This window comes from Streptomyces sp. WAC 06738 (assembly GCF_003945505.1).
In the GTDB taxonomy this organism is placed as follows: Bacteria; Actinomycetota; Actinomycetes; order Streptomycetales; family Streptomycetaceae; genus Streptomyces.
Map to the genome: position 1 here is coordinate 8,236,028 of NZ_CP029618.1, position 23,834 is coordinate 8,259,861.

The window sequence follows — 23,834 nt, forward strand, 5'->3', positions numbered from 1 at the left end:
GCGGGCCGCTCAGCCGCCGAACGCGTCCAGGATCCGCTCCGCCGCCCGCGTCGCCGTCAACTCGCCGTCCCTGACCTGCTGTTCCAGCGCGGGCGCCAGCGCGCCGACCGCCGGGTCGGCGCGCAGCCGGCCCAGCAGCTCGTCGCGCACCATCGTCCACGTCCAGTCCACCTGCTGATCGCGCCGCCTGCCGGCCAGCCGCCCGGTGCTCTCCAGCAGTTCGCGGTGGCGCTCCAGCCGGTCCCACACCGTGTCGAGCCCCGTCGCCTCGCGCGCGCTGCAGTGCAGCACTGGCGGCGTCCAGAACGCGCCCTTGCCGTGCATCAGCCGCAGCGCGCCCGCCAGTTCACGCGCCGCCGCCTTGGCGTCGCGCTCGTGCGGCCCGTCCGCCTTGTTGACGGCGATGACGTCCGCCAGCTCCAGGACGCCCTTCTTGATGCCCTGCAACTGGTCCCCGGTCCTGGCCAGTGTCAGCAGCAGGAAGGAGTCGACCATGTTCGCCACGGACGTCTCGGACTGGCCGACGCCGACGGTCTCCACCAGCACCACGTCGTAGCCGGCGGCCTCCATCACCACGATCGACTCGCGCGTCGCCTTCGCGACCCCGCCGAGCGTGCCCGCGGTGGGGGAGGGGCGCACGAACGCGGCCGGATCCACGGCCAGCCGCTCCATGCGGGTCTTGTCGCCCAGGATCGAGCCGCCGGTGCGGCTGGACGACGGGTCGACGGCCAGCACCGCCACCCGGTGGCCCAGGCCCGTCAGCATGCTGCCGAAGGCGTCGACGAACGTCGACTTGCCCACCCCCGGCACCCCGCTGACGCCGATGCGCCGGGCCTTCCCGCTGTGCGGCAGCAGCTCGGTCAGCAACTCCTGTGCCAGCGCCCGGTGCTGCGGCCGGGTGGACTCCACCAGCGTGATCGCGCGGGCGACGAGCGCGCGCTTGCCGTCGAGGACGCCCTTGACGTACGTGTCGAGATCGATGGCCACCGGTTCACCCGCTCACGCGGCGTCGTGCCCGAGGCCGGCGGCCAACTGCGTCACCAGGTCGTACGCGGCGTCCGGGATCACCGTGCCCGGCGGGAACACCGCCGTGGCGCCCATCTCCAGCAGCGCCGTCACGTCCTGCGGTGGGATCACCCCGCCGACCACGACCATGATGTCGTCGCGTCCCTCCTCCGCCAGCGCCTCACGCAGCGCCGGCACCAGCGTCAGGTGCCCGGCCGCCAGCGACGACACCCCCACGATGTGCACGTCCGCCTCCACGGCCTGCCGCGCCACCTCCGCCGGGGTCTGGAAGAGCGGGCCGACGTCCACGTCGAAGCCGAGGTCGGCGAAGGCCGTGGCGATCACCTTCTGCCCGCGGTCGTGCCCGTCCTGGCCCATCTTGGCGACCAGGATGCGCGGCCGCCGCCCCTCGGCCTCCGCGAATGCGCCCACCCGCGCCCTGGTCCGCTCCACCGACGGCGACTCGCCCGCCTCGTTCCGGTACACACCGGAGATCGTACGGATCTGCCCGGCGTGCCGCCCGTAGGTCTTCTCCAGCGCGTACGAGATCTCGCCCACCGTCGCCCGGGCGCGCGCGGCCCGTACCGCCAGCTCCAGCAGGTTGCCCTCGCCGCCGGCCGCCCGCGTGAGGTCGTCCAGCGCGTCCCGGCACGCGGTCTCGTCGCGCTCCGCGCGCAGCCGCTCCAGCTTCGCGATCTGCTGCGCCCGCACCGCGGAGTTGTCGACCTTCAGCACCTCGATCTGCTCGTCGGAGGCCACCCGGTACTTGTTCACGCCGATCACCGGCTGCCGACCCGAGTCGATACGGGCCTGGGTGCGCGCCGCCGCCTCCTCCACCCGCAGCTTCGGGATGCCCGCGTCGATCGCCTGCGCCATCCCGCCGGCCTGCTCGACCTCCTCGATGTGCTGCCAGGCCCGCCGCGCCAGGTCGTACGTCAGCCGCTCCACGTACGCGCTGCCGCCCCACGGGTCGATCACCCGGGTCGTGCCTGACTCCTGCTGGAGCAGCAACTGCGTGTTGCGGGCGATCCGCGCGGAGAAGTCCGTCGGCAGCGCCAGCGCCTCGTCCAGGGCGTTGGTGTGCAGCGACTGCGTGTGGCCCTGGGTGGCCGCCATCGCCTCGACGCACGTGCGCGTCACGTTGTTGTAGACGTCCTGCGCCGTCAGCGACCAGCCGGAGGTCTGCGAGTGGGTGCGCAGCGACAGCGACTTGGGATTCCGCGGATCGAAGCGCCTGACGAGCTTCGCCCACAGCAGGCGCGCGGCGCGCAGCTTCGCGATCTCCATGAAGAAGTTCATGCCGATCGCCCAGAAGAACGACAGCCGCGGCGCGAACGCGTCCACGTCCAGGCCCGCTTCCCGGCCCGCCCGGATGTACTCCACCCCGTCGGCGAGGGTGTACGCCAGCTCCAGGTCGGCCGTCGCACCCGCCTCCTGGATGTGGTAGCCGGAGATCGAGATCGAGTTGTAGCGCGGCATCTTCCGCGAGGTGAAGGCGAAGATGTCGGAGATGATCCGCATCGACGGCTTCGGCGGGTAGATGTAGGTGTTGCGGACCATGAACTCCTTGAGGATGTCGTTCTGGATGGTCCCCGCCAGCTTCTCCGGCGGCACCCCCTGCTCCTCGGCCGCCACGATGTACAGCGCCAGCACCGGCAGCACCGCGCCGTTCATCGTCATCGACACCGTCATCCGGTCCAGCGGGATGCCGTCGAAGAGCCGGCGCATGTCGAGGATCGAGTCGATCGCCACGCCCGCCATGCCGACGTCGCCCGTCACCCGCGGGTGGTCGCTGTCGTAGCCGCGGTGGGTGGGCAGGTCGAAGGCGACGGACAGGCCCTTCTGCCCGGCCGCGAGGTTGCGGCGGTAGAAGGCGTTGGACTCCTCGGCGGTGGAGAAGCCCGCGTACTGCCGGATCGTCCAGGGCTGGTTGACGTACATCGTCGGGTACGGGCCGCGCAGGTACGGCGCGATACCCGGGTAGGTGTCCAGGAAGTCCAGGTCCGCCAGGTCCTGCCCGGTGTACAGCGGCCGGACGGCGATGCCCTCGGGCGTCTCCCAGCCGAGGTCGCCGCCGTCGCCGCCGCGCTTGACCGCGGCGCGCCACTCGTCGGCGCCCGCCGCGGGGGCCGGGGTGCCCAGCTCGATGTCCGAGAAGTCGGGGACGGTCATCGCGCCACTCCCATGCGGTCGAGTGCGTCGGTCAGCACGGCCACGGCGTCGCAGCCGGCGTGGACGTAGGTGTCGGCGCCGTCGTACGCGTCCGGGCGCCCGGCGAGGTATATGTGCCGCGCCCCCGCAGCCCGCAGCTCCGCCGCGGCGGCGGCGCCCTCCTCGGCGTAGACCGCGTCGCCGGAGCAGAGGCACGCCTCGTACGCCCCGCTCTCCGCGAAAGTGCCGCCCGTGACGGGCTCGATGCCGCCGGCCTGGAACAGGTTCGCGGCGAAGGTCAGCCTCGGCGTGTGCACGGCGGCCGGGCCCAGGGCGGCGAGGAAGACGCGCGGCCGGGCACCGGTGGCGGCCAGATGCGCGTCGGAGCGCGCCCGCAGCGCTTCGAACGCCTCGTCCCTGCGCACCCGCGGCAGCCCGCCGGACGGCGGCTCGGGCGCGGGCTCGCGGACGACGGGCTTCTCCGCCAGGTCGGGGAACTCGCTCACCCCGGTCACCGGCTCGCGGCGGGTGGCGAGCCTCCTGCCGCGCTCCGCCCAGGTCCGTGCCAGCCGCTCGCCGACCATCCCGGAGCGGAGCGCGGCCGCCTGGCCGCCGGCCCGCTCGATCTCCTGGAAGAACGCCCAGCCGGCGTGGGCGAGTTCGCCGGTGAGTCCCTCCACGTACCAGGAGCCGCCCGCCGGGTCGATGACCCGGGCCAGGTGGGACTCCTCGACGAGGATGGCCGAGGTGTTGCGGGCGATGCGCCGGGAGAACGCGTCCGGCAGGCCGATCGCGTGGTCGAAGGGGAGTACCGTCACCGCGTCCGCGCCGCCGACCCCGGCGGCCAGGGTGGCGACCGTGGTGCGCAGCATGTTCACCCACGGGTCGCGGCGCGTCGCCATCACCGGCGAGGTCACCGCGTGCTGGAGCTGCGCGCCCGCGGCGGGCGCCCCGCAGACCTCCGCGACCCGCGCGAACAGCCGGCGCGCCGCCCGCAGCTTGGCGACCGTCAGGAACTGGTCGGCGGTGGCCGCGTAGCGGAACTCCAGTTGGGCACACGCCTGCGCGGTGCTCAGCCCGGCCGCGGTCAGCTCCCGCAGGTAGGCGACCGCGGTGGCCAGGGAGCAGCCCAGTTCCTGCGCCGCCGAGCCGCCGGCCTCGTGGTACGGCAGGGCGTCCACGGTGACGGCCCGCAGGCCCGGGTGGCGGTCGGCGCAGAGCCGGGCGAGCGCGGCCATGGCCCCGGGGTCCCCCGGCTGTCCGGTACGGGCCTCGTGGCCGAGCGGGTCGGCGCCCAGGCCGCCCCGGGCGGCACCGGCGGCGACGCCGCGCTCCTCGTACAGCCGCAGCAGCTCCCGCGCGGCCGCCTCGGTCTCGGCGCCGGCGTCCAGGACGACGGGCGCGAGGTCGAGGTAGACGTCCTTCAGGACGTCCGCCAGCGCCGCCACGGGGATGCCGCCGGCGTCGCCGGCGGCGAGCCACAGGGAGGTGGCGCCGTTCTCCAGGTCGCCGAGCACGGCCTCCGCGTCGGGCACGGCGTGCCGCTGGCGTACGTCCCAGCCGCCCGCGGCGTTCCCCTCGGGCCGGCCGCCGCGGACGAAGGGCGCGAAGCCGGGCAGGCCCGGATCGGGCGCGCGGTCGCGCGCGGTGTAGAGCGGCGGGGTGCGCAGCCCGTCCTCCACCGCGGTGGACAGCAGGGACTCCGCCTCGGCGCCGGAGACCTCCTTGCCGGACTTGCGCAGCACGCCGGCCACCAGGTGCTGCCACTCCTCGTGCGACGCGTCGGCGAACTCGGCCGCCAGGGAGAGCCCGTCATCGGGCAGGACAGTCATGGTCGGATGCTAGCCAGGTCGGCTAAGGGATAGGCGATGCCGGCCTTGGCTGTGACTTTGTTCTCGTCAAGGTCGCGGCTCGACCCCGGCCACGTCCTGCTCCCCGCGCTCTGGCACTGGGCGACCGCCGGCGGTCACCGCCCTGCTGCACCACCGCACCACGGCACCCGCCCGGCTGGTGGTATGCGCCTAGCCGGCCGGGTCAGGGGCGCGGAGCAGTCCGTCGAGGACGCGTCCGAAGACCCGGCGCGCGGTCCACCCCACCAGAGGATCCAGCGCCCGCGGCACACCCCGCACCCCCAGTTCCTCCCGCCACACCACCCGCACCGGCCCCGCGGTTCCGCCGCCCGCCTCCGGCCCGTACACCTCGATCTCCGCCCAACCGAGCACCACCCGCCCCCGCTTGACGAGCCGGCACCGCCCCACCGCCCGCCCCGCCTCCGGCGGGGACCACTCGACGACCTCCATCGGGTCGTCGAAGCCCACCCGGCCCACACCGGTACGCGCCGTGAACCGCGCCCCGGCACCCTCCGCGGGTACGGACACCCCCGTGATCCGGGTCAGCGGCACCGGCCCGCCGTGGGCCGGCCAGTCCGTCAGCCGCTCCCAGACCGCCACGGCCGGCGCCCGCACCGTACGCTCCACCTCGAAGAGGGCCATGCCCTCAAGGCTAGGCCGCCGGATACCCTGCCGGAGGCCGGAGGCCGGAGCGGCACGGGCCGCCGCGGGCCGGAGAGGCGGGGTGCGGGTGGCGGACGCGGTACGCCGGGTGGTGCTCGTCGCCTACGACGACGCGCAGATACTCGACATCGCCTGCCCCAGCGGCGCCCTGGACGCGGCCAACCGCTTCGGCGCCGCACCTCCGTACGCCATCGGGCTCGCCACCGCCACCGGACGCGGCGTGCTCAGCTCCGCCGGCATCGGCGTCGGCGGCGGGCAGCGCCTCGCCGACGTGCCGGCGCGGCCGGACACCCTGATGGTCGTCGGCGGCATCGGGCACGAGCGCGCCGCCGTGGACGGGGAGTTGGTCAGGCAGGTACGCAGGCTCGCCACCGGCGCCCGCCGGGTCGCGGCGGTGTGCACCGGGGTGTTCGTCCTGGCCGCCGCGGGTCTGGTGGACCAGCGGCGGGTGACGACCCACTGGCGCTACGGCGCCGAACTCGCCGCCCGCCACCCGGCCGTCGCGGTCGATCCGGCCCCGCTGTACGTACGCGACGGGCACGTCTACACCTCCGCCGGGGTGACCAGCGCGCTGGACCTGACGCTCGCCCTCGTCGAGGACGACCACGGCCCGGCCCTCGCGCGCGCCGTCGCCCGCGAGCTGGTGACGTATCTGCACCGCCCCGCCGACCAGGCGCAGATCAGCATGTTCCTCGCCGCCCCGCCCAGCGGCGACCGCCTCGTCCGCGACCTCCTCGGGTACGTCTCCGGACACCTCGCCGACGACCTCGGCCCGCGCGCGCTCGCCGCCCGCGCGGGCGTCAGCACCCGCCACCTCACCCGGCTGTTCGCCCGCCACCTCGGCACCACCCCGGCGCGCGCGGTGCGCGCCGCCCGCACCGAGGGGGCCGCCCACCTCGTCCGCTCCAGCGGGCTGACGCTCGCCGCGATCGCGCGCCGCTGCGGGTTCCGCTCCGCCGAGACGCTGCGGCAGGCGTTCCTGGAGCACTACGGGGCCACCGGGGACACGATTCGCAGGATGCCGGACATGCCGCGGGCCCGCCCCCGCGCCGAGCGGCAGACTCCCGGACCATGACGAACAGCCACACGGAGACCGACGGGAAGACCACGCGCAGGGCCGCCCTCGGCGGCGCGATGGCGCTCGCCGCGGCGGGCCTGGCGGCCGGACTCCCGCCCGGCACGGCCCACGCCGGCACGAAGGAGAGCACCGGAGGGCGGGGCGGCCCGCGGATCGGGGTCATGCTCTACGACGGCTTCAGCCTGCTCGACCCGACGGGCCCGGTCGAGGTGCTGTCCCGGCTGCCCGGCGCCGACGTCACGATGATCGCCGAACGCCGCGGCCCCGTCCGCACCGACACCCGGCACACCGCGGTCGTCGCCGACCGGTCGTTCGCCGAGACCGGCGGGCTGGACGTGGTCCTCGTACCGGGCGCGGGCAACCGCGGCACCCTCGCCGCCATGGAGAACCCGGCGATCCTGGACTTCCTGCGCCGGGCCCACCGCCGCACCCGCTTCACCACCTCGGTCTGCACCGGCTCCCTCGTCCTCGGCGCCGCCGGCCTCCTCGGCACCCGCGCCACCACCTACTGGGCGTCCAAGGACTACCTGGAGGCGACCTTCGGCGTCACCTACGTGCCCGAACGCTACGTCCGCGACGGCAAGGTGATCACCGCCGCGGGCGTCTCCGCGGGCATCGACATGTCCGTCCACCTGGCCGCGCTGCTCACCGACGAGCAGACGGCGCGCGCGGTCCAGCTCGCCGTCGAGTACGACCCGCAGCCCCCGTACGACTCGGGCAACGCGGCCGAGGCGAGCCCGGAGCTGAAGGAGCTGGCGCTGCGCCTCCTCGCGGACTCGCAGACATAGGGGGGCCTAGCGGGAGGCGAGCCCGGTCTCGTGCGCGTAGATGACGGCCTGGGTACGGTCGCGCAGCCCCAGCTTCGCGAGGACCGCCGTCACATGGGTCTTCACGGTCGACCTGCCGATGCCGAGGACGGCGGCGATCTCCGGGTTGCTCAGCCCCTTCGCCACCTGCCGCAGCACCTCGGCCTCCCGCCCCGTCAGCGCGTCCAGCCGGTCGTCCCGCGCCGCGCGCGGGACGACCGCGCCGGACACGAAGGCGTCGATCAGCCCACGCACGACCGCCGGGGCGAGCAGCGCCTCCCCGGCCGCGACGGTGCGGATGGCGTCCACCAGGTCCTGCGGATAGCAGTCCTTGAGCAGAAAGCCGGACGCGCCCGCGCGCAGTGCCTCGAAGACGTAGTCGTCGCGCCGGAACGTGGTCAGGATCAGCACCCGCGCCGGCGGGGCGAGCGCGGTCAGCTCCCGGGTGGCGGCCAGGCCGTCCATGCCCGGCATCCGGATGTCCATGAGCACCACGTCCGGCGCGGTCGTACGGGCCAGTCGCAGCGCCTCCGCGCCGTCGCCGGCCTCGCCGGCGACCGTCAGGTCGGGCTCGGCGCCGATGACCGCCGCGAATCCGGCCCGTACCACCGCCTGGTCGTCCACCACCAGCACCCGCACGCTCATCCCCGTACCTCCGCCCCCGGGCCCGCGGGCGCGCTCGCGCCGGCGGCGTCCATCATGTCCAGCAGCTCGCGCAGCGCCGCCAGCGCCCGCCGCGCCTCGCCCGTCACCTCGGCCAGCGCGGCGGCGTGCCCGACGCGGCCCGCCAGCCCCGACTCGGCGCCGCGGACGACCCGCGCGGTGCGCTCGGTCACGGCACCCCGCAGCCCGGCCGCCACGCGGTGCCGCTCCGCGGCCACCGCCTCGCCGACGCGGGCCGCCACCGCGTCCAGCGCCCGCCGCTCCCACCGGCCGCCCTCGCCGCGGCGGGCCCGGGTGAGCAAACCCAGCGCCCACACCGGCAGCAGCCACGGCGCGGCGGTGAGGCCCAGCGCCGCCATGAGCACGACGGCACCGGCACCGGCCTGCTCCGCGGGATCCGCGGCGAGGGCCAGCCCGAGCACGGACCCGGCCGCCACGCCGAGCGCGACGGGCGCGGGCCACGAGCGGTGCGGCGGGTGCCGGGCGGCGACGGCGTAGAGGGCGATCAGCTCGGCGGCCGCGGCGACGGTCAGGGGCGCCGGCGCGCCGGGGACGGGCAGCCCGGCCGCCGACGCCCCCGACCAGCCGAGCGCGACGGCCACCATGGCGCCCAACGCCCGCCCCGGCGCCCGGCGCAGCCACAGCAGCGGGGCGGCGTGCAGGACCAGCAGCAGCGCGGTCCCGGCCGCGGGGCCGACCGCGAGCGGCACGACGGCACAGCCGGCGAACGCGGCCACCTCCGCCGCGCGGACCGGGCAGGCCGGGCGGGCCGCGGCCCGGTCCCGGTTCCGTACCGGAAGGACGGCCCGTACGCACCAACCACCGCCACCGGCGGACGGGTCGCCCGCCGTGGGATACAGGCCGCCGACCACACGACCCGGGAGGCGCGCGTTGCTCGCCGTACGGATTCCGGGGTCGCCGTCGCCCCCGGGCGTCCCGTCCGGACCGCCCGGCCCCACCGTCAGCCGACCGCCCGCCGCCCCGACCCGCCGCCGCATCCCCGCCAGACCGCGCCCGCCGGAACGCACCCCCGCAGCCCGGTCACCCGCCGCCGCGGGCCCGTTGGCCACCGTGAGGACCAACTCCTCCGCCCCGTAATGCAGTCGTACGGTCACGGGGGCGCCCGCCGCGTGCCGGATCGCGTTCGTCAGCGACTCCTGCGCCACCCCGTACGCGGCCGCCCCGACCCCCTCCGGCAGCGCCGTCGCCCGCCCCGTCACCGCCAGCGCCACCGGGAACCCCAGGTCCGCCAGCCTGCCGCAGAGCGCCGCGAGCCGCCGGTCGAGCGGGCCGTCGTCCACCTCGTCGCCCGCGGCGTCCACCAGCCGCGCCAGCGTCGCCAGCGCCACCCGGCCCGTATCCGCCGCTCCCGCCAGCGCCTCGCCCGCCAGCTCCGGACGGCTCTCCACCAGCCGAAGCGCGGCGGCGCTCTGCACCGCGACCGCACTCAGATGGTGCCCGGCCGCGTCGTGCAACTCGCGGGTCAGCCGCTCCCGTTCCGCCGCCGCGGCGGCGGCCCGCTCCCGCGCCACCCCGGCCTGGCGCGCCGCGACCCGCGCCCGCCGCGCCACCCGGTGCCGCCACAGCCGCCCGCAGAGCACGATCAGCAAGTTCACCGACGCCCCGGCCAGCAGCCCGTCGAGGAGCACCCACGCCGACGAAGCACCCGCCACCGGCGCACCCACGACCGCCGCCGTCGCCGCCGCCGCACCGGCCGACGTGCCCCGTACGCCGCCGTGCACGGCCAGGGAGAAGAGGGCCACCCACACCGCCACCGGCAGCGCCGGCACCACCGCCGCCTCCGGGCCCAGCGCCTCCCCGCCGCCGTCGAGCAGCAGCACGGCGGCCAGCACCACCGCGGGCGCCCGCCGCCGCCACACCAGCGCACCCGCCGCCGCGACGACCGCCAGCAGCCCGCACACGCCCGCCCAGCCGGCCTCCGTACCACCGGAAGCCCACACCGCGAACACCACCGGCTGCCCACCCGCCAGCGCCGCCGGCACCGCGACGTCGGCGGCAACCGGCCACGTCCGGCCCCCCGTCCGCTCCATCCCGCCAGCGTAGAGCCGCCTGGCCGGCCGCCGTCTCCCCCCGGAGGCGGAGACGCCCCCCGCCGGCTGTCCGACCCCGGTGCGTACCCAGGCACGACGCGCCCGCCCCCGCCGCCGCGTTCTGCTTGCCCTATGACGGACGACGACCAGAGGCCCGCAGCCGCGGCCCACGACGACCCGGCCCGCCACCGCGCGGCGACGCCCGACCGCCGCACCCTCGTACGCGGCGGTCTCGCCGTGACCGCCGCCCTCGCCGGCGGCTCGGCGCTCGCGGCCGGCGGCGGCCCCGCCCGCGCCGGGGGATCCGCCCCGGAGGCAGACGTGATCACCGTTCCCGGCGAGCGCCCGCTGCGCACCAACATCCCCGTCGCCCGCGACCCCAGAGCCGCGGGCGGCGCCTACCTCGCCCTCGCCACCGCCGAACCCCCGCCCCCGCGCGGCTGGTACGCCACGTACGCCGTCGACGTCCCCGCCGCCGGGGTCCACCGGCTCACCGCCGTCGCGACCGCCCCGGTCGAGCAGCCGCACGCCGCGGAGCCCGGCTCGTACGCCGACCTCACCGCGGGCGACGCCCCGCGCAGGCCCCTCGCCGGCTCCCAGCCGCACTGGTACGAATCCCCGCCCGCCTGGGGCGACCTGGCCCGCCTCACGCTCGGCGACATCGAGCTGCGCCGCGGCCGCAACCTCCTCACGTTCACTGTCGACCAGCCCACCATCCTGGAGGACTTCACCGGATACCGCTTCCTCCTCGACGAGTTCACCCTCACCCCCGCCGGCCTCGCCCTGCGCACCGTCCACCTCGGCGACCCCGGCGCCGGCCTCGGCCACTGGCGCGGCGACGGGCCCGCCGAGCTGCACTTCGGCCTCGGCGGTACGGCACGGCAGGCGCGTACGGTCACGTACACGCTCCTCGACTACCACTCCGCCACGGTCACTTCGGGCACCGCGACCGTCCCCGCGGGCGCCGCGAGCGCCACCGCACCGCTGCCCCGGGACCTGCCGCCCGGCAACTACCGCGTCCGGGCGGCCCTGGACACCGCCCCCGGCGCCACCGTCACCGGCCACTTCGCCCGGCTGCCCGAGCGGCGGCCCGCCGCCGGGCGCGCAAGCCGCTTCGGCGTCAACGTGGCGACCTTCGCGCTCGTGCCGCCCGCCAGGATCGACGCCTTCGCCGCCGGGATGCGGGAGATGGGCGCCGGCTGGGTACGCGACGGCAGCTCCTGGCCCGCCGCGCAGCGCGCGCCGGGCGGTCCCTACGACAGCGGCGTCTACGGCCGCACGGTGCGCGCCTTCCGCCGCCACGGCCTCCAGGTGCTGGAGGTCGTCTCCCCGCCGCCCGCCTGGGCGATGAACGAGACCTCCGTCCCGCTCCCCGCCGACCTGCGCGACGCCTACCGCTACGCCGCCCACCTCGCCGGACTCGGCAACGCCACCGTCGCTGACGCCCTGCACCTGTCCAACGAGCCCGACGTCGACGACACCGCCAGCACCGGCGACCAGCACGCGGCCTACGTCAAGGCCGCCGCCCTCGGCATCGCCGGCCGCCCGCACCACCCGCCGGTGGTCCTCCCCGGCATCGCCACCGCCGGGCCCTTCCAGGACCTCATGCTGCAGAACGACGTCACCCGCTACGCCGACGCCTGGAGCTTCCACGGCTATCCGGCGCCCGGCGCGGACCCCGAGTTCCCCGCCGCTGCCGGGGAACAGCGCGTGCTGCGCGACACCTACGGGCCCGGGCTGCCGCTGTGGATGACGGAGTGCGGCGCGATGCTCCCGGCGGAACCCGGCCGCGACCTCACCCACGCACGGCAGGTCGTCCAGGCGCGCTACCTCGTGCTCTCCACCGTGGAGAGCCTCGCCGAGGGCACCGCGCGGCACTTCTGGTTCTGCGCCCCGCCGTGCACCGACGACGGCGTCTCCTTCGCGCTGCTCAGCCGGGAGTTCCAGCCGTGGCCCTCGTACAGCGCGTACGCGGCCATGAGCTCGCTGCTCGGCGCGGCGGACTACGTCCGCACGCTCACCGAACTGCTGCCCGCGGCGGCCGGTTTCGTCTTCCGCGACGGGCCGCGGACCGTCACCGTCGTGTACGCACCGGGCCCCGGGCCCGCCGACGTGCCGGTGCCCGCCGGCCCGGACGGACGGGCCGAGCGCTACGACATCATGGGCGCCCACCGCGGCACCCACGTCCGCTCCGCCGCCGGTACGGTACGTGTCCCGGCATCGCCCGACCCGTACTACCTGGTCAGCGAGACCCCGGACGCCGCCGCGCCGCGCCCGGCCGTCGTCCGCGGCCGCCGGGCGCGGCTGTCGGCGGCCGAGCACATCGTGCTCTGCCAGCGCTTCGCCGCCGCCAACGCCGCGCCGGGCAAGGCGGACGGAGACGCCCCGCCGCCGCTGGGCTACCGGCTGACCGCCACCACGCGCATGTCGGTCGACGTCTACAACTTCGGCGACGTGCCCCGGACCGTCGCGGTCACCGGACGCGCCTTCGGCGGCTGGTCCGTCGTGCCCGCGGGCACGACGGAGGTGGCGGTCGGGCCGATGGACCGTGCGAGCGTGGAGTTCACCCTCACCGCCGGCCCGGGGGTCAGGCGCGGCGTCGATTATCCGCTGGTCTTCGAGGCGGCCCTCGCGGCGGGCCCGGACGAGGATCCGGACCACGACGGGCAGCCGGTCCCGCCGTCCGTCTCCCGCATCCAGTACGCGACCCGCCGCCGCCCCGGCCGCGCCGTCCCCCTGGCGCCGCGCGTCGACCGGCTCTCCCCGAAGGACGGCGCGAAGCCCGCCGGCCCCGCGGTCCGGCTGCGTGCCCGGGTGACCGACCGCCTGTCGGGCGTCGGTGCGGGCGGCACCGAGGTCGAGGTCGACGGCCGCCCCGTACCGCACCGCTTCGACCCGGCCACGGGCCGGCTCACCGCGTCGCTCACGCTGCGGCCGGGGCGGCACACCGTACGCATCCGCGCCCGGAACGCGGCGCACGCGGCGGCGCTGGCCACGACGACGTTCACGGTCCGCGAGGGCGCCTGACGCGACCCGCCGCCGGACGGCGCCGGTGCCGCGGCGGCCGTCCCCCGATCCGGTCCCGCCGGAGGACACGTCCGAAACCTTCAAGACCGCCGCCCGCACCGCTGCCATCGTGGGCGTATGACCGCAGACCTCTCCGCCGCCGCCTCCTTCATGGCCGCCCACGCGCGCCTCCTCGACCGCCGCCGCTTCGAGCTGCTGCTCGGCGGGACCGACCCCGCCGCCGTGCTCGCCGCCGTCGACGGCTACCGCAACCCCGACGGCGGCTACGGCTGGGGTCTGGAGCCGGACCTGCGGGCGCCGGAGAGCCAGCCCGGCGGCGCGCTGCACGCCTTCGAGGCGTTCGTGGACGCCGCCCCGGCCACCACCCCGCACGCGGCGCGGCTCTGCGACTGGCTGCTGTCCGTCACGCTGCCCGACGGCGGGCTGCCCTTCGCGCTGCCCGTCGCGGACCCGGCCGGCTGCGCGCCGTTTTGGACGCAGGCCGACCCGGCGGTCTCCGCCCTGCAGAGCACCGCGTTCGCCGCCGGCACCGCGCTGAGGCTGGCCGCGCACGACCCCGCCGTCGCCGCCCACCCCTGGCTGGAGCGGGCCACGCGCTACTGCCTGGACGCCATCGAGAACATCGGCGACCAGCCGCACGCCATCGAGCTGTCCTTCGCCATCCGCTTCCTCGACGCCGCCGCCGACACCCGCCCCCGGGCCACCGCCCTGCTGGAACGGCTGCGCCCGCTCATCCCCGGCGACGGGGTGCTGCCCGTCGCGGGCGGGTCGGAAGGCGAGGCGATCCGGCCGCTCGACGTCGCTCCCGAGCCCGGCCGCCCCGCGCGCACGCTGTACGCCCCGGAGGCCGTCGACGCCGACCTGCGCCGGCTGGCCGCGGGACAGCAGGAAGACGGCGGCTGGCTGGTCGACTTCGGCTCGTTCTCGCCGGCCGCGGCGCTGGAGTGGCGCGGCTACCGTACGGTCGGCGCGGTCACGGTGCTGAAGCGGAACTCCCTGCTCTGAGCCGCCCGCACGTGCTCAGCCGCGGGCGGCCGCGGGCTGGGGAACGGCGGGCGCCGGCTCCGGGACCTGCGGCACCTGAGGTGCGCCCGTGCCGGGTGCCGCCTGCGCCGCCTCGGCGAGGGTGTCGACGGCGGACTGCACGAAGGCCCGTACCAGCGGCGTCTCGTGCGCCGTACGCCAGATCAGGCCCCAGACGCCCATCGGCTGCTCCGTGATCGGCACGTACGCGATGCCGGGGCGCGGGAAGTGCCGCGCCGCCTCGCCCTGCACCACGCACACCGCGTCCCCGGCCGCGACGACCGCCTGGGCCTCCTGGAACGTGGCGATCTTCGGCCCGTCCGCGGGGATCGGCCGCCCCGACGGCGTACGCGCCGGCATCAGGGCCTCCATCCAGTACGCCGGGACCGGGTTCACCGGCTGCGGGAACGAGCAGTCCGCGAGGTCTTCGAGGCTCACGGACCCGCGGGCGGCGAAGGGGTGCCCCTCCGCGACCATCAGCACGTGCGGCTCGCGGGCCAGCACCGGGCCGACCGTCAGATCCGGCTCGCGCACCGGGAGCCAGGTGACCTCCAGGTCCACGTCGCCCGCCCGCAGCATCCCGAACGGGTCGCTGAAGACCACCTCGCGGAAGCGCAGCTCGACCCCCGGGTAGCGGTCCTTGAAGCGTGCGAGGATCGACGCCTGGTCGAACGCCTGGGCGCACATCAGCCCCAGCGTCAGCACCCCCGTCGTGCCGCGGGCCGCCGCGGCGGCGGATTCGATGCCGTCCTGGATCCGCTGGTAGCCCGCCTTCAGGTCGTCGTGGAGCCGTGCCCCGATGGCCGTCAGCCCCACCCGGCGGCTGGTGCGCTCGAAGAGCGGGGCGCCGATGCGGCGCTCCTGCTTGGCGATCGACTGGCTGACGCGCGCCTGCGAGACGTGCAGCCGCTCCGCGGTACGGCCGAAGTGCAGTTCCTCGGCGAGCGCGAGGAATATCTCTATGTCCCGCAGCTCCATCCCGCACCCCCGTATCGCCTGGCCGTGGCCGGAAACCGGCTCCGTCACCGGAGCGTATCCCGCCTGGCCCGCCCCCGTCACCCTCAGGCCGCCGCGCCGTGACCTGCGGCGGAGGCGGACGCGGAGGGGGAAGCGGGGCCGGGAGCGGGGGCGGTGGCGTCCCGGCGGCGGGCAGCGGCGCCGTCGACGAGCCGCAGCAGCGCCCCGGCGTCCGGGCGGCCGCCGACGACGCTGATGTCGACGCCGGCGCGGGCCGCCTCGCCCGCCGCCGCCCGGCTCAGCGCCACCACCGCGCAGGTGGCGGCGCGGTCCAGCGCGGTGCCCGGGGCACCGGGCGGGGCGACGGAGCCGCAGAGCTGCAGCAGATGGCCGGAGCGCTGCTCGTACAGCAGCGGGAGGACGGCCTGCGCGACCCACAGCGGGCCGAAGAACGCCGACTCCATCCGCGCCCGCGCCGCCGGCTCGGGTATCCACCCGACAGGCGCGGCCGGGTCCCCGGCGGCGGTGCCGCCGGGGGAGGGGCGCGGCGGGCGGGCGTCGTTGACGATCGCATCGAGGCGCCCGAACCGGTCGGCCGCCGCGCACACCGTGGCATTCACCGACCAGTTGTCGGCCACGTCCAGCGCCCGTACGAACAGCCTGCGCCGGTGCTCCTCGTGCCGCGCCAGCAGCCGGTCCCTGGCGGCCTCGTCCGGTACGACGGCGGCGACGCGGTCGCCGCGGGCCAGCGCGGCCGCGGTGACGGCCCGGCCCGCGCCGTGTCCTGCCGTGGTGACGAACCAGACCCTGCCCGTACGTGCGGTGGCGGTCATGGACCTTGCGCCCCCTTCGATGGCTGCGTGTGCTCCTGCTCTTCGTCTGCGTGGACCAGCCTCCGCCGGGCGCGCCCGGCGAACAACGGCCGATCCGGCAACGACGGATAACCCGTCGGTTATGAATCCCCCGCCCCCATCGATAACCGTCCGGTTATGGCACGTTCCCGGATCGGCCGTTGTTCGCGGGGCGGGGCGGGGCGAGGCTGGAGCCATGAGTTCACCGGTGGAGATCGCCGTCGTACGCGACGCCGCGCCGGCCGCCGCCGCGTGGCGCGCGGTCGTCGCCGCCGCGCGGGCGGCGGACCTGCCCGGCGTGCCCGCGCCGGTACGGGAAGAGGTCCTCGCCGGACTGCGGGGGGACGCCCACGCCGGCGGCGCGATGCCGCAGGCGTGGGCGGCCACGGGGGCGGAGGGCGAGGTGACGGCCGTCGCGGGGGTGCGGCCGGCCTCGCCCGGCCCGGCCCGTACGGCCGCGGACCTCCAGCTCTACGTCCACCCCGCCGCCCGCCGCCGCGGCACCGGCACCCTGATGCTGGCGGCCGTCGCCGCCGCGGCCCGGGAGGGCGGCTGGTCCGCCCTGCGGGCGGCCGCCCCTGCGTGCACGCCCGCCGACGTCTTCTGCCTGCGCCACGGCTTCGTCCGCGAGCGCGTCGTCCACCATCTGCTGCTGCCGCTGGCCGAGGTGCACCGCGCCTGGCTGGCCGAACTGGTCTACGCCGACCACCCGGGCTACCGCCTCACCACCTGGTACGCCCCCGCCATCCCCGCGCCCGGCCCGCCCGCCCTGCCCCGTACCGGAGGTGCGGCGGCCGCCGCCGAGGACCCCGAGGGGCTCGCCGCGGCCGTCCCCGGCTTCGCCTTCGGCACCGGCTCCGGCGTGCCGGAGCCCGGCAGCGGCCGGCTGCTGACGGTGGCCGCCCTGCACACCGGCACCGGCGCCGTCGCGGGTTACACCGAAGTGCTCATCCCGCCCGCCCCCGCCCCGCGTGCCCAGCACTGCCACCTGGCGGTCGTGCCCGCCCACCGCCGCCGCGGCCTGGCCCGCTGGATCACCGCCGAGCTGCTGCGCCGGCTGCACGCCGAGCACCCGCAGATCGGCGAGGTGGAGACCGCGGCGGCCGACGGCGACGGCGCGGTTCTCGCCCTCGGCGAGCAGCTCGGCTTCCGCCCGTACCGCCGTACCCACGACTACCGGCTGCACCTGCCCGGCTGAGCCCGGATCCGGTACCGGACGGCTCAGCCGGGGCCGGGTCCCGGGCCCGGGGTGGCGGCGAGCGAGCCGAGGAGGGCGAGCGCCCCGGCGCCGGGCGAGCCGGGCTCCGCGTGGTAGACGACCAGCTCCTGCCCCGGGGCGGCGCGTACGCCGAACGTCTGCATCGTCAGCGTCAGCGGACCCACGGCGGGGTGCGCGAAACGCTTCTGCTCCAGCGCCTTGCCGCGGGCATCGTGCCGCGCCCACAACTCCGCGAACTCCGGGCTCGACTCCAGCAGTCCGGCGAGCACCTGCCGCACCCGCGGGTCGCCGGGGGCCGCGCCGTGCCCGAGGCGGAAGCCGGCGACGGAGTTGCGCGCCACGTCGTGCCAGTCGCGGTAGAAGGAGCGGGCCGCGGGGTCGGTGAACACGACCTCCATGAGGTTGCGCGAGTGGGACCAGCCGAGGAAGAGCGCGTCCGCGATGGCGTTCGAGGCGAGCACGTCATAGGCGCGGTTGTGGACGACCGCCGGGTTGTGCGGCCAGGCGTCCATGAGGGCGAGCAGGCTCGGCTCCACCCGGTCCGGCACCGCCGCGGCGCGGGCCCGCGGCCCGAGCCCCGCCAGCCGGAACAGGTGCAGCCTGCCGTCCTCGTCCAGCCGCAGCGCGGCGGCGAGCGCGTCGAGCACCTGCGCGGAGGGCGACCGCTCCCGGCCCTGCTCCAGCCGTACGTAGTAGTCGGCGCTCACCCCCGCCAGCACGGCGACCTCCTCGCGCCGCAGCCCCGGCACCCGGCGTTCCCCGGTGACCGGGAGGTTCGCCGCGGCCGGGGTGACGCCGGCGCGGCGCGCGGTGAGGAAGGCGCCCAGCTCGGTACGTGCCATGCCGCCATGCTAGGCACGGCGCCCGCCGGCGTGCCTGGGTGCGCCGCACCCAGGAGGACGCTGCCCCTCCCGCGGGCGCCGCGGCCGGCCCAGCCTCGTCGCCATGACCACACAGCACGCAGAGCAGACCCCCGCCGCCCCGAAGACCGTCCTCGTCACCGGCGCCAGCAGCGGCATCGGCGAGGCCGTCGCCGCCCGGCTCGCCGCCGAGGGCCACCGGGTGGTGGCCGGCGCCCGCCGCACCGACCGGCTGAAGGCCCTGGCGGAGCGCACCGCCGCCGCCGCGGCACGTACCGGCGGTGCGCTGGAGCCCGTACGGCTCGACGTGACGGACCGGGCGGACGTCGAGGACTTCGTCTCCGGCGCCCGCGGACGCCACGGCCGCGTCGACGTGTTCGTCGCCAACGCCGGGGTGATGCCGCTGTCGCGGCTGGACTCCCTCCTCGTCGACGAGTGGGACCGCATGATCGACGTGAACGTCCGCGGGCTGCTCCACGGCATCGCCGCGGCGCTGCCCGTGTTCGGCGCCCAGGGCTCCGGGCACTTCGTCACGGTCGCCAGCGTCGGCGCCCACGAGGTCGTCCCCACCAGCGCCGTGTACTCCGCCACCAAGCACGCGGCCTGGGCGATCACCGAGGGCCTGCGGCAGGAGGCCGACCCCTCGGTACGGGTGACGACCGTCTCGCCCGGCGTCGTCACCTCCGAGCTCGCCGGCACCATCACCGACCCCGGCGCCGCCGAGGCCATGCGCACCTACCGCGCGCACGCGATCGCCCCGGACGCCATCGCCGCGGCCGTCTCGTACGCCCTGTCCCAGCCGCCGGAGGTGGACGTCAACGAGATCGTCGTGCGCCCGGCCCACCAGCGCTGACCGGGAGCCGATCCGGGGCAGGCCCGCCGGCCGGCGGGGCGGGACCGGTACGTTGGGCCCATGACAGCGGCAGCGGCGGGACCGCCCACGGACCCGGGGACGACCGAGGACGCGCAGGCACTGCGGTCCCTCATGCGCGCGGACCTCCGCGCCGCGATGAAGGCACGCAGGCGCGAAACCGTCTCCGCGCTGCGCACGGCGCTGGCCGCCATCGACAACGCAGAAGCGGTCGAGGCCCCCGCCGCCCCGGCGGACGAGGGGAGCGAGCACGTCGCCGGCGCCCGGTCCGGCGTCGGCTCGGCGGAGGCGGCCCGCCGGGTGCTCTCCGCCGGCGACGTACGCGCCCTGCTGCGGGCGCAGATCACCGAGCGCCGTGCCGAGGCCGGGGTCTACGAGGGCGCCGGCCGGGCCGAGGCCGCGGACCGGCTGCGCCGCGAAGCCGACGCGCTCGCCGCGTACCTGACCCGGTAACAAGCCTGCCTCCGCCCTGCCCCGGGACCAACCGGCCCCGGCGGCAGGGGAGTTCGGTTCGGCCGATGTCAGTGCCCCTCGGCAGAATGAGGGCGTACGACACGTCCGACGAACGGAGGCGACGATGGCGGACGACACCGCCGAGGTGACCGCGGCCCAGGCATACCGCCGGCTGGTGCGCAGCGTGCAGGCGGCGCTGGCCGAGCCCGGCGGGTCCGGGCCGGCCGCGGCGGTGCTGGCCGGGCCGCTGGCCGACGCCGACCGGGCGCTGGCCGCGGCCGGCCTGGCCGGGAACGAGCCGCGGTTCTTCGCCGTCGTACGCAGCGTGACGGCGATCCCCGCCCCGGCATCCGGCACCGCATCGACGTAGCACGCGGGCCGCGGAGGTCACCGGCCGTTCCAGAAGCCGCACCGGTGGGCGGCCGCGAACGGGGTGGGCGCGATGGCGCCGTCGGCCAGCCCGAGCACCGTGGTCCTGCCCTGCGCCCGTACCGGACGCCACCGGGGCAGACCGGCGCGGTTGGGGTCGCCGCGGTGGGCGAAGGCGGCCCAGTAGCCGGTCATCGCGGCGGTCAGGTCCTCGGGGCCGGGCTCCGCCCACGGCAGGCCGAACAGGTAGGGCAGATCGGAGCCGTGGTGCGCGCCGTAGGGGAAGCCGTCGACCACCGTGCCGCTCTCCTGGAGCAGTTCGTACGCGTACACGGGCGCGTGCCGGGCGGCGGACGCGGCGGTGGCCAGCGTCGGGCAGGCACCGATCCGGGCGCCCCGGTCGGTCAGCAGCCGCGACAGCGCGAGCACCGGGCTCGGGTCGCCTGCGGCTGGGTAGCGCCGCAGCACGGCCGGGGCGTCGTCGCCGAACGTACGGGTGACGACGTCGGCGTAGCCGCGCGCGGTGAGCGGGCGGCCGCCGAGGTCGTACGCGTCCGGGACGAAGGAACGCATCTCGTCACGGGTGCTGCCGATGAGCAGCGGGACTCCGGCCGCCGAGCCGCGCCGCAGCGCCGTCCCCGGCTGCACCGGCAGGAACGGCGTGCCGGCGACCGGCCCCCAGGCGTCGTCGGTGGTCGTCCCGGTGACCGGCGCCGTCATCTCCCCCAGCACCTTGAGCAGGTCGGCGACCGGCGCGCGGCGCAGGCATGCCGCGACGTCCGCGGCCCCGGCGCAGCCGGCGTCACGCGCCGCCCGCGCCCCCCTGGCGTCGGCGGCGGCCTTGGTGAGGACCGGGTTGGCGCAGGCACCGCTCTGCACGACCGCCCGCTGGAAGAGGCCGCGGGAGGCGGGCGAGGCCAGGTGTGCGCAGACGCTGCGGGCCCCGGCCGACTGCCCGGCCAGCGTGACGCGCCCGGGATCGCCGCCGAACGCCGCGGCGTTGGCCCGGACCCAGCCGAGCGCCCGGGTCTGGTCCATCAGCCCGTGGTTGCCCGAGACACCGCCCGGATCGTCCAGCGCCGGATGGGAGAGGAACCCCATCACGCCGAGGCGGTAGTTGACGCTCACCACGATCACGTCACCGGTGGCGGCGAGCCGGGCGGCGTCGTAGTCGGATCCGGCGCCGGTGGTCAGGCCGCCGCCGTGCAGCCAGACGATCACGGGCAGCGGCCCGGACCGCTCCGGCCGCAGCGGCGCGGTGACGTCGGCGTACAGGCAGTCCTCCCCGCCGCCGGAGGGCTGCGCGCACCGCTGCCCCGCCACGCCGGCGTCGCGGACGCCGGACCACGGGCGCGGCGGCCGGGGCGCACGCCAGCGCAGCTCGCCGACCGGCGGCCGCGCGTACGGCACGCCCCGGAACCGCAGGACGCCGCCGTCGCGCACGCCGCGCAGCAGCCCTCCGTCCACCCGTACCAGAGCGGGATCGAGTGCTTCGGCGGCGGCGGCCGGAACGGCGACCGGGGACAGCACGGAGACGACGGCCAGACAGAGCGAGGTGACACGGGCACGTAAGGACATGCCCCACAGCCTCGGCCGCACCGCGCCCGCCCGCGTCCCCCGCCGGGCGTCTCCGCGGCTACTCCCCGTGGCGTAGCCGCCCGCCCGCGGGACCCCTCCCGGGCGCGGGGCCGCAGAGTAGGAGCCGGCAGGCCGCCTGGCGGCGCCCGTACGCGACCGGACCGCAGGCATCCCGCACCGCTCTCCGTGACCACGGCCTTCCGCTCACCCGGACGCCGCCTCCACCGCGGCCTGCGCCGACGACGTCGGCATCGAGGAAGGGACGGCACCATGAAGACGATCGCCCGTATCGCCACGACGTCCGTGCTGGCGCTCATCGCGGTCCTCGGCCTCGCCGCCTGCGAGGACGACTCCAGCCGGGGCAAGGAGAACGCCGCCAAGCAGAGCAACTACGACGCCCTGGTGGCGAATCAGCCGGCGGGGAAGATGACCTACTCGCCGACCCGCGAGGCCATCAACGAGTGGGTGAAGACCTGGGGCAAGCGCGGCAAGCTGTCGTACGTCTACATCCAGAACGGCAAGGGCGAGTACGGGTACTTCGTCATGAAGGGCCTGCCCGTGCCCCGCTGCAAGAAGCTCACGCCGACCGAGGCGGTGGACTCCTCGTCGAACGGCAAGGTCGTGGTGGCGCAGCCGGGCATGGACGGCACGTACGACTCGGGCTCGGCGTGCAACGCCTACTTCGGCTTCGACGCGACGACGGGCGCGTACGTGGAGTTCACGGTCGGGACGAACCAGTCGTTCTTCCTCTTCGACCAGCCCATGAAGATGCCGGAGTACGCGGACGCCACGCAGCTCGGCCCGACGTCGGCGGAGGACGTCGAGGACTGACACGTGACGGGCACCCGGAGAGCTCCGGCGCATCGTGAACCGATGTCCGGCCCCGGCAGCCTGATCCGGATCGCCGAGTTCGAGCAGGCGGACGCCGCACCGGCCCGGGCGGCGGCCGGCCCGCGGCGTCCGCGCTCACCCGTTCCCGCCGTACCTGCGGGCCTCGTACAGCATGATCGACGCGGCCACCCCGATGTTCAGCGAGTCGACCGTGCCCACCATGGGAATGCGCACCCGCCGGGACGCCCGGGCCAGCAGGTCCTCCGGCAGTCCCTCCCGCTCGCTGCCGAGCAGGAACGCGAGCGGGGGATCGTACGCGGCGCTCCAGTGGTCCTCGTCCGCGGAACCCGACGTGGCCACCACGGCGACACCCTGCTCCTCGGCCCAGGAGAAGAACTCCCCGGCGTCGGGGGCGTGCACGACGTCGACGGCGAACAGCGATCCCATGCTGGCCTTGACGGCCGCCGGAGCGTACGGGTCCACGGTGTCCCCGATCAGGATCACCCCGGCCCCGCCCACCGCGTCCGCGGTGCGGATGATCGTGCCGAGGTTGCCCGGGTTGGCGATGCGGTCCAGGGCGACGAAGACCGACCCGGGCCGCGCGCTCAGGCTGTCCAGCCCGCTGTCCCGGCTGCGCAGGACGGCGGCGATGCCGCTGGGCCCGTCGCGGTCGACGAGCCGCCGGAACAGCTCCGCGTCCAGCCGGGCCACGGCCACACCCGCCCGCTCCTGCTCCTCCACCATGCGCAGCGCCGCCTGATGCGTGAGCAACCCGGGCGCGACGAGCAGCGTCTCGACCTCCCACCCCGCCTCGACGGCGGACCACACCGGCTGCAGCCCCTCGACGACGAACGCCCCCTCACGCCGCCGGTGCTTACGGCCCGCGAGCAGCTTCACCCGCTTCGCGAGCGGGTTGGCGGCGCTGCTGATGGTGTCGGTCATGACGCTCTTTCGTGGTCGCGGGTCCGGGTGAGGGTACCGAAGCGGGCGGGAGGCGCCAAAACGGCCTCACGAGGAAAGTCCCGCGCCGGAATCCGGCCCTCTCACCTGCCTCTTCACAGCGGATTGCAGAGGAATAAGCGGGCATCCGCTTTCCCGGCCGGAACGCTTATCCGGCTGAACGCGGGCCCTTGTTCTTCTTGATTCAGCCAGGGCGGCACCGGGCCGCCCTCCGGATCCAGGAGGATTCATGCGCAGGACTGGTGCTCTCGCCGCCGCGCTGTCGTCGGCGGCGCTGCTCGGCTTCACCGCGCTGGCCGCCGCCCCCGCGGCCTCGGCCGCGCCCGCCGAGGCCCCCGCGTACGCGGCGACCACGACCGCCGCCGAGGGCAGGGGCGGTGACGAGCTGCCGTACGGCGTGGACCTGCGGATGCACGACGACGGCTCGGTGTCGGTCGTCGCGCTGACGGAGGACGACATCGACGACGAGAGCGGCGACTGGCACTCCGCCGGATAGCCCCTCCCACCGAGCGGCCCCCGGCGCCCGCCCGGCGCCGGGGGCCGCGCCCCGCCGGGAGACCGAGTCGCC

At 76.5% G+C, this 23,834-nt stretch carries 21 protein-coding genes; 10 read left to right on the forward strand and 11 right to left on the reverse strand.

Features of this window, described 5'->3' with window-relative positions; translation table 11 throughout:
• Nucleotides 1-9: 9 nt before the first annotated feature.
• The 4 genes from meaB to DMB38_RS35660 all read right to left on the reverse strand — a co-directional run bounded on the left by meaB (nt 10) and on the right by DMB38_RS35660 (nt 5,648).
• The gene (gene meaB / locus DMB38_RS35645; protein ID WP_125938661.1) at nt 10-987 is read right to left on the reverse strand and encodes a methylmalonyl Co-A mutase-associated GTPase MeaB; all 978 of its coding nucleotides are present in this window, start codon (nt 985-987) and stop codon (nt 10-12) included.
• Nucleotides 988-999: 12 nt separating this feature from the next.
• Nucleotides 1,000-3,177 carry a methylmalonyl-CoA mutase gene (gene scpA / locus DMB38_RS35650; RefSeq protein WP_125938662.1) on the reverse strand — a complete coding sequence of 726 codons (2,178 nt, stop codon included), beginning with the start codon at nt 3,175-3,177 and terminating at the stop codon, nt 1,000-1,002.
• The gene (locus DMB38_RS35655; RefSeq protein WP_125938663.1) at nt 3,174-4,988 is read right to left on the reverse strand and encodes a methylmalonyl-CoA mutase family protein; all 1,815 of its coding nucleotides are present in this window, start codon (nt 4,986-4,988) and stop codon (nt 3,174-3,176) included. Before DMB38_RS35655 ends, scpA begins: the two co-directional genes overlap by 4 nt.
• A gap of 189 nt (nt 4,989-5,177) precedes the next feature.
• Entirely contained in the window at nt 5,178-5,648 is a 471-nt protein-coding gene (locus tag DMB38_RS35660) for an SRPBCC family protein (RefSeq protein WP_125938664.1), read from the reverse strand.
• Nucleotides 5,649-5,730: 82 nt separating this feature from the next.
• Here DMB38_RS35660 and DMB38_RS35665 point away from each other — a divergent pair, with 82 nt between their 5' ends.
• Complete coding sequence (locus DMB38_RS35665; RefSeq protein WP_125938665.1) at nt 5,731-6,744, forward strand: DJ-1/PfpI family protein; 1,014 nt, start codon at nt 5,731-5,733, stop codon at nt 6,742-6,744.
• Entirely contained in the window at nt 6,741-7,535 is a 795-nt protein-coding gene (locus DMB38_RS35670; protein ID WP_125938666.1) for a DJ-1/PfpI family protein, read from the forward strand. Before DMB38_RS35665 ends, DMB38_RS35670 begins: the two co-directional genes overlap by 4 nt.
• A gap of 6 nt (nt 7,536-7,541) precedes the next feature.
• Here the strand turns inward: DMB38_RS35670 and DMB38_RS35675 are convergent, their stop codons facing one another.
• Together DMB38_RS35675 and DMB38_RS35680 are read right to left on the reverse strand one after the other, a co-directional pair.
• The gene (locus DMB38_RS35675) at nt 7,542-8,198 is read right to left on the reverse strand and encodes a response regulator transcription factor (RefSeq protein ID WP_125938667.1); all 657 of its coding nucleotides are present in this window, start codon (nt 8,196-8,198) and stop codon (nt 7,542-7,544) included.
• Complete coding sequence (locus DMB38_RS35680) at nt 8,195-10,267, reverse strand: histidine kinase (RefSeq protein ID WP_125938668.1); 2,073 nt, start codon at nt 10,265-10,267, stop codon at nt 8,195-8,197. The genes DMB38_RS35675 and DMB38_RS35680 overlap by 4 nt, the downstream gene beginning before the upstream one ends.
• Nucleotides 10,268-10,399: 132 nt before the next feature.
• Between DMB38_RS35680 and DMB38_RS35685 the strand changes: the two genes are divergently transcribed.
• Both DMB38_RS35685 and DMB38_RS35690 read left to right on the forward strand, forming a co-directional pair.
• Complete coding sequence (locus DMB38_RS35685; protein ID WP_125938669.1) at nt 10,400-13,294, forward strand: hypothetical protein; 2,895 nt, start codon at nt 10,400-10,402, stop codon at nt 13,292-13,294.
• A 117-nt stretch (nt 13,295-13,411) separates the two neighbouring features.
• Nucleotides 13,412-14,299 (forward strand): hypothetical protein, encoded by an 888-nt coding sequence (locus tag DMB38_RS35690; RefSeq protein WP_125938670.1) that lies wholly within the window; start codon nt 13,412-13,414, stop codon nt 14,297-14,299.
• 15 nt (nt 14,300-14,314) lie between these two features.
• Here DMB38_RS35690 and DMB38_RS35695 read toward each other — a convergent pair whose 3' ends face one another.
• Both DMB38_RS35695 and DMB38_RS35700 read right to left on the reverse strand, forming a co-directional pair.
• The gene (locus DMB38_RS35695; RefSeq protein WP_125939488.1) at nt 14,315-15,295 is read right to left on the reverse strand and encodes a LysR family transcriptional regulator; all 981 of its coding nucleotides are present in this window, start codon (nt 15,293-15,295) and stop codon (nt 14,315-14,317) included.
• Nucleotides 15,296-15,378: 83 nt separating this feature from the next.
• Nucleotides 15,379-16,107, reverse strand: coding sequence for an SDR family NAD(P)-dependent oxidoreductase (locus DMB38_RS35700; RefSeq protein ID WP_125938671.1), 729 nt, complete (start codon nt 16,105-16,107; stop codon nt 15,379-15,381).
• A 214-nt stretch (nt 16,108-16,321) separates the two neighbouring features.
• On the opposite strand from DMB38_RS35700, the gene DMB38_RS35705 reads away from it, so the two are divergent.
• On the forward strand, nt 16,322-17,323 hold the full coding sequence (locus DMB38_RS35705) for a GNAT family N-acetyltransferase (protein ID WP_240662650.1): 1,002 nt from the start codon (nt 16,322-16,324) through the stop codon (nt 17,321-17,323).
• Nucleotides 17,324-17,346: 23 nt separating this feature from the next.
• Here the strand turns inward: DMB38_RS35705 and DMB38_RS35710 are convergent, their stop codons facing one another.
• The gene (locus DMB38_RS35710) at nt 17,347-18,186 is read right to left on the reverse strand and encodes a helix-turn-helix transcriptional regulator (protein ID WP_125938672.1); all 840 of its coding nucleotides are present in this window, start codon (nt 18,184-18,186) and stop codon (nt 17,347-17,349) included.
• Between the two features lie 103 nt (nt 18,187-18,289).
• Between DMB38_RS35710 and DMB38_RS35715 the strand changes: the two genes are divergently transcribed.
• From DMB38_RS35715 to DMB38_RS35725, 3 genes are all read left to right on the forward strand, one after another.
• On the forward strand, nt 18,290-19,057 hold the full coding sequence (locus DMB38_RS35715; RefSeq protein WP_125938673.1) for an SDR family oxidoreductase: 768 nt from the start codon (nt 18,290-18,292) through the stop codon (nt 19,055-19,057).
• 60 nt (nt 19,058-19,117) lie between these two features.
• Nucleotides 19,118-19,528: a hypothetical protein gene (locus DMB38_RS35720; RefSeq protein WP_125938674.1), complete on the forward strand. Its 411-nt coding sequence runs from the start codon at nt 19,118-19,120 to the stop codon at nt 19,526-19,528.
• 124 nt (nt 19,529-19,652) lie between these two features.
• Entirely contained in the window at nt 19,653-19,898 is a 246-nt protein-coding gene (locus DMB38_RS35725) for a hypothetical protein (RefSeq protein ID WP_125938675.1), read from the forward strand.
• A gap of 17 nt (nt 19,899-19,915) precedes the next feature.
• On the opposite strand, the gene DMB38_RS35730 is transcribed toward DMB38_RS35725, so the two are convergent.
• Nucleotides 19,916-21,475, reverse strand: a complete 1,560-nt coding sequence (locus DMB38_RS35730) for a carboxylesterase family protein (protein WP_240662651.1) — start codon at nt 21,473-21,475, stop codon at nt 19,916-19,918.
• A 270-nt stretch (nt 21,476-21,745) separates the two neighbouring features.
• On the opposite strand from DMB38_RS35730, the gene DMB38_RS35735 reads away from it, so the two are divergent.
• Complete coding sequence (locus DMB38_RS35735; protein WP_125938676.1) at nt 21,746-22,306, forward strand: hypothetical protein; 561 nt, start codon at nt 21,746-21,748, stop codon at nt 22,304-22,306.
• Nucleotides 22,307-22,441: 135 nt separating this feature from the next.
• On the opposite strand, the gene DMB38_RS35740 is transcribed toward DMB38_RS35735, so the two are convergent.
• Nucleotides 22,442-23,248, reverse strand: a complete 807-nt coding sequence (locus DMB38_RS35740) for an RNA methyltransferase (RefSeq protein WP_125938677.1) — start codon at nt 23,246-23,248, stop codon at nt 22,442-22,444.
• A gap of 247 nt (nt 23,249-23,495) precedes the next feature.
• Between DMB38_RS35740 and DMB38_RS35745 the strand changes: the two genes are divergently transcribed.
• Nucleotides 23,496-23,762, forward strand: a complete 267-nt coding sequence (locus DMB38_RS35745; RefSeq protein ID WP_125938678.1) for a hypothetical protein — start codon at nt 23,496-23,498, stop codon at nt 23,760-23,762.
• Nucleotides 23,763-23,834: the final 72 nt, after the last annotated feature.